Source organism: Salinimicrobium oceani (genome assembly GCF_012037645.1).
The window spans coordinates 1-307 of sequence record NZ_JAAVJR010001445.1; the positions used below are offsets into that span (position 1 = coordinate 1).

Here is a 307-nt window from a genome sequence, read left to right on the forward strand (position 1 = left end):
TTGACAGATTTTTATCAGGACTTATATTTCTACTTCCCCTTAATTAAGTTTTGATAAGTCTAAACAGCTTATCGTAATCAAATACTACGATAATGCAAAAACGCACTTTGAGTTTTTGGGAGATCTGGAACATGAGTTTTGGATTTCTGGGGATACAGCTTGGTTTTGCCCTACAAAATGCCAACGCCAGTAGAATTCTGCAAATTTTTGGAGCCGATGTTCATGAACTCTCGTGGTTCTGGTTAGTTGCACCTATTACAGGACTTATAGTTCAGCCTATCATTGGCTACTACAGTGACAGGACCTG

Annotated in this window: 1 pseudogene; it reads left to right on the top strand. The window is 38.8% G+C overall.

The features are described from left to right. Positions 1–92: 92 nt before the first annotated feature. A pseudogene (locus HC175_RS22565) lies at positions 93–307 on the top strand (MFS transporter); the annotation flags it as partial.